The organism is Streptomyces sp. NPDC014733, assembly GCF_043083385.1.
Lineage (GTDB): Bacteria > Actinomycetota > Actinomycetes > Streptomycetales > Streptomycetaceae > Streptomyces.
The window spans coordinates 1-4,068 of the sequence record NZ_JBIBYO010000034.1; the positions used below are offsets into that span (position 1 = coordinate 1).

Genomic DNA, 4,068 nt, shown 5'->3' on the forward strand with positions numbered 1-4,068 from the left:
GGCGCGATCCCGAAGAACGCCGCGTCAAATCCCGCCGCATCAGTGAGAAACCCACCGGACCGCGTGTATGAACGACCAACCGCATCCGGATCCGGGTCAAACAGACCGTCGACGTCCCACCCACGATCGGTCGGGAACTCGGAGATCATGTCCTGGCCGCCGGCGACGACATTCCACAGGCCCTCCGGCGCATCGATGCCACCCGGGTACCGGCACGCCATGCCGACGATCGCAATCGGCTCGTCGGCGGTCACTCCGGCGCGGTCGCGACGCTGCGGTGCCCGGGCGCCGGTGATCTTCTCCCGGATGTGCCGGGCCAGGGCGGCGGGCGTGGGGTAGTCGAACACGAGAGTGGTCGACAAGGTCAGGCCCGTGGCATGGGTGAGACGTTTGCCGAGTTCGACCGCCGTCAGGGAGTTGAAGCCGAGGTTCTGGAATGCGCGGTCCGGCTCCACGTCCTCGGGCGACGCATGCCCGAGCACGGTGGCCACGTTCGACTGCACGAGCCGCAGGACCGCCGCCTCCTGCTCGTCGGCGGGCAGCCCCGTCAGTTGCCCGGCCAGTGCCGAGGAGGCCGCGCCCACGGCACTGACGGTTCGACGGGCCCGGCCCCGCACCAGCCCGGCCAGCATCGGCGGCAGCAGCCCGGTGGTGAGCTGCCTGCGCAACCCGGCGAGGTCAAGGTGCGCCGGCATGACGTGGGCCCGGTCCGCGGCGATCGCGGCGTCGAAGAGCTCGGTGGCCTCGTGTGCGGCCAACGGCTTCAGGCCGCCGCGGCTCAACCGGGCCAGGTCCGCCGCGCCCAGGTGCCCGGTCATGGCACTGGCCTCCGCCCACAGGCCCCAGGCCAGCGCCACACCCGGCAGGCCGAGCGCCCGCCGATGCGCGGCCAATCCGTCGAGGAACACGTTCGCCGCCGCGTAGTTCCCCTGCCCCGGCGAACCGACGGTGCCGGCCATCGACGAGAACAACACGAACATCGACAGCTTCCGATCTCGGGTCAACTCGTGCAGGTTCCAGGCAGCATCGACCTTCGCCCGAAACACCACATCGACCCGATCCGGCGTCAACGAACCAATCACCGCATCGTCAAGCACACCGGCCGCATGAATCACGCCGCTCAACGGCACACCGGACAACGCCTCGGCAAGTGCCGCCCGATCGGCCACATCGCAGGCCACGATCCGAGCCTCCGCACCGAGCGCGGCCAACTCCGTCAGCAGCTCATCGGCACCGGCGGCCTCCGCACCACGGCGGCTGACCAGCAGCAGGCTCCGCACCCCGTGCGCCGCAACAAGATGCCGCGCGATGGTCGCGCCGGCCATACCGGTGCCACCGGTGATCAGCACCGTGCCGTCGGCCGGCGCGGACGTGCCGGTGGTGGCCGGCAGCCGAGTGAGCCGTGGGGCATAGCTGGTTCCGCCGCGGACAACGACCTGGGGCTCGCCGACGGCCAGCACGGCCTCGACGTCGGTCTCGGCATCGACGTCCGCCAGGACGACCCGGCCCGGATGCTCCGTCTGCGCCGACCGGACTAGGCCCCAGACCGCTGCCCCGGCCAGGTCCTCGACGTCCTCGCCGGGCAGTCCGACCGCCCCACGTGTGACGACGACCAGCCGGCGGTCGGTCGGACCATTGACCAAGTCCTGCAAGGCTGTCAGGACTCGATGCGTGACCTCGTGCGAGCCGGCCACCACCGACTCCGTTCGGGGCACCTCGAACACGACGGTGTTGCCGTCCGGCCGAAGGCCGGCGCTCGGGGTCGGGGTCGGGGTCGGGGTCGGCGACCAGACGACCTCGAAGAGCTTGTCCGCGGCGCAGTTGCCGGCGGTGCGCAGTTCGTCGGACGAGGCCGGGCGGACGGTGACCGCCCGCACCGACATCACCGGTAAGCCGGCGGCGTCGGCCAGCTCCACCGCCACGCCGGCCCCCTGCGTCGGAGCGAGTCGCGCCCGCACGGCCGTCGCGCCGGCCGCGTGCAGGGAAACTCCCTCCCAGCTGGCGGGGAACACCGCGTCATCGCCGTCGAACCAGGCGTGGAGCACAGCATCCAGGAGCGCGGGATGCAGGCCGAAGCCGGTGACATCGGTGTCCGGCGGCAGCGAGGCCTCGGCGAACAACTCCTCACCGCGCCGCCACAAACCCCGCAAGCCCTGGAACACCGGCCCGTAGTCGTGGCCGCGGTCGGCCAGACGGCCGTCGTAGATGTCGGTGACGTCCACCGGGACGGCGTCCTCGGGCGGCCAGACGGACAGGTCGGCGGCGGTCGCCGACGACTCGGTCGGCTGGAGGTGGCCTTCGGCGTGCAGGACCCAGGTGTCGGAGCTGCGGGAGTACATCGCCACCGCGCGTCGGCCCGTCTCACCGGCCTCGTCGACGACAACGCGGATCGACACGCCGCCCTCGGCCGGCAGCACCAACGGCGTGCGCAGCACCAGATCCTCGACCAGGCCGCAGTCGACCTCGTCTCCTGCGCGGACGGCCAGCTCCACGAAGCCTGTGGTGGGAAAGACCGTCGTGCCGAGGATCGCGTGGTCGGCCAGCCACGGCTGGGTGGACGGCGACAGCCGGCCGGTGAGCACCACACCGCCCGTGTCGGGATGCTCGACGGCTGCGCCGAGCAGGGCGTGGTCGGTGCCGTCGAGGCCGAGGCGCGAGACATCGGCCGGCGCGCCGGTTGCTTGCAGCCAGAACCGGGACCGCTGGAACGCGTAGGTCGGCAGGGGCACCCGCCGCGCGTCGGGGCCGAACACGGTGCGCCAGTCGACGCTGTTGCCGGTCACCGACAACTGCCCCAGCGCGGCCATCAACGACGCGGCCTCCGGCCGTTCCTTGCGGAGCACCGGCATGGTCACCGCGTCCGGGATGGTGCTGGTGATGCCGCTGGCCGGGCCCAGCTCCATGAACCGGGTCACACCGGCTGCCGTCAGGCACTGCACGCCATCGGCAAACCGCACCGGCTGCCGCACATGCTCCACCCAGTACGCGGCCGAGCCGTAGCCGTCGCCGGCGAGGTCACCGGTGACGTTCGACGCCAGCGGGATCCCTTGGCGGCCGGGCGATACCCGAGCGGCGATCTCTCCGAATTCCGCCAACATCGGGTCCATCAACGGCGAATGAAAAGCGTGCGACACCGCAAGACGATGCGTACGGCGCCCGCGCGAACGCCACACCTCGGCCACCGCGGTGACAGCATCCTCGCTGCCGGACACCACCACCGAGTCCACAGCATTCACCGCCGCGACCACAGCACCATCCACCAGGGACGCCACCACCTCGTCCAGGCCGGTCTGGATCGCCACCATCGCGCCACCGGACGGCAACGCCTGCATCAACCGACCCCGTGCAGCCACCACCATCGCCGCATCGGCCAACGACAACACAGCCGAAACGTGAGCTGCCGCCAACTCACCAACCGAATGCCCCAGCACGAAATCCGGCCGAACGCCCCAGCTCTCCAACAACCGGAACAACGCCACCCCAACGGCGAACAGAGCCGGCTGCGCGAATTCGGTGGTGTTCAGGAGAGTCTGGTCGTCACCCCACATCACCTGCCGCACCGGCAGGCGAAGGTGCTTGTCCAACTCCTCGGCAACCGCGTCGAGGGCCTGGGCAAAAGCCGGGAACGACGTGTACAGCTCGCGACCCATGCCGAGCAGCTGCGCGCCCTGGCCGGGAAACACGAACGCGGTCTTGCCGTCCGGCTGAACGCGACCGTGCACGGCGCCGAGACCGGGGTTGCCTTCGATCAGGCTGGTCAAGCCGTCGACCAGTTCCGCCCGGTCGGTGCCGATCACCACTGCCCGGTGCTCGAACAGCGAACGGCCCGCAAGCGAGAAGCCGACATCGGCCACGTCGAGATCGGGATTGCGGGTGAGGTGGTCAAGGAGCCGGACCATCTGGCCGGTCAGGGCTTTGCCGGTCTTGGCTGACAGGACCCACGGCACGGCCGGCAACTTCTCGCGATCGGGAGCCGCCGCGACCGCCGGTGGCTCCTCGATGATCACGTGCGCGTTGGTGCCGCTGATCCCGAACGACGACACACCCGCGCGCCTGGGGTTGTCACCC

Annotated in this window: 1 protein-coding gene; it reads right to left on the bottom strand. The window is 70.8% G+C overall.

Features of this window, described 5'->3' with window-relative positions; translation table 11 throughout:
• Positions 1 to 4,007: SDR family NAD(P)-dependent oxidoreductase (locus ACF1BH_RS30865; protein WP_391647730.1), on the bottom strand; the 4,007-nt coding region annotated here is incomplete at its 3' end.
• Between the last annotated feature and the right edge of the window lie 61 nt (positions 4,008 to 4,068).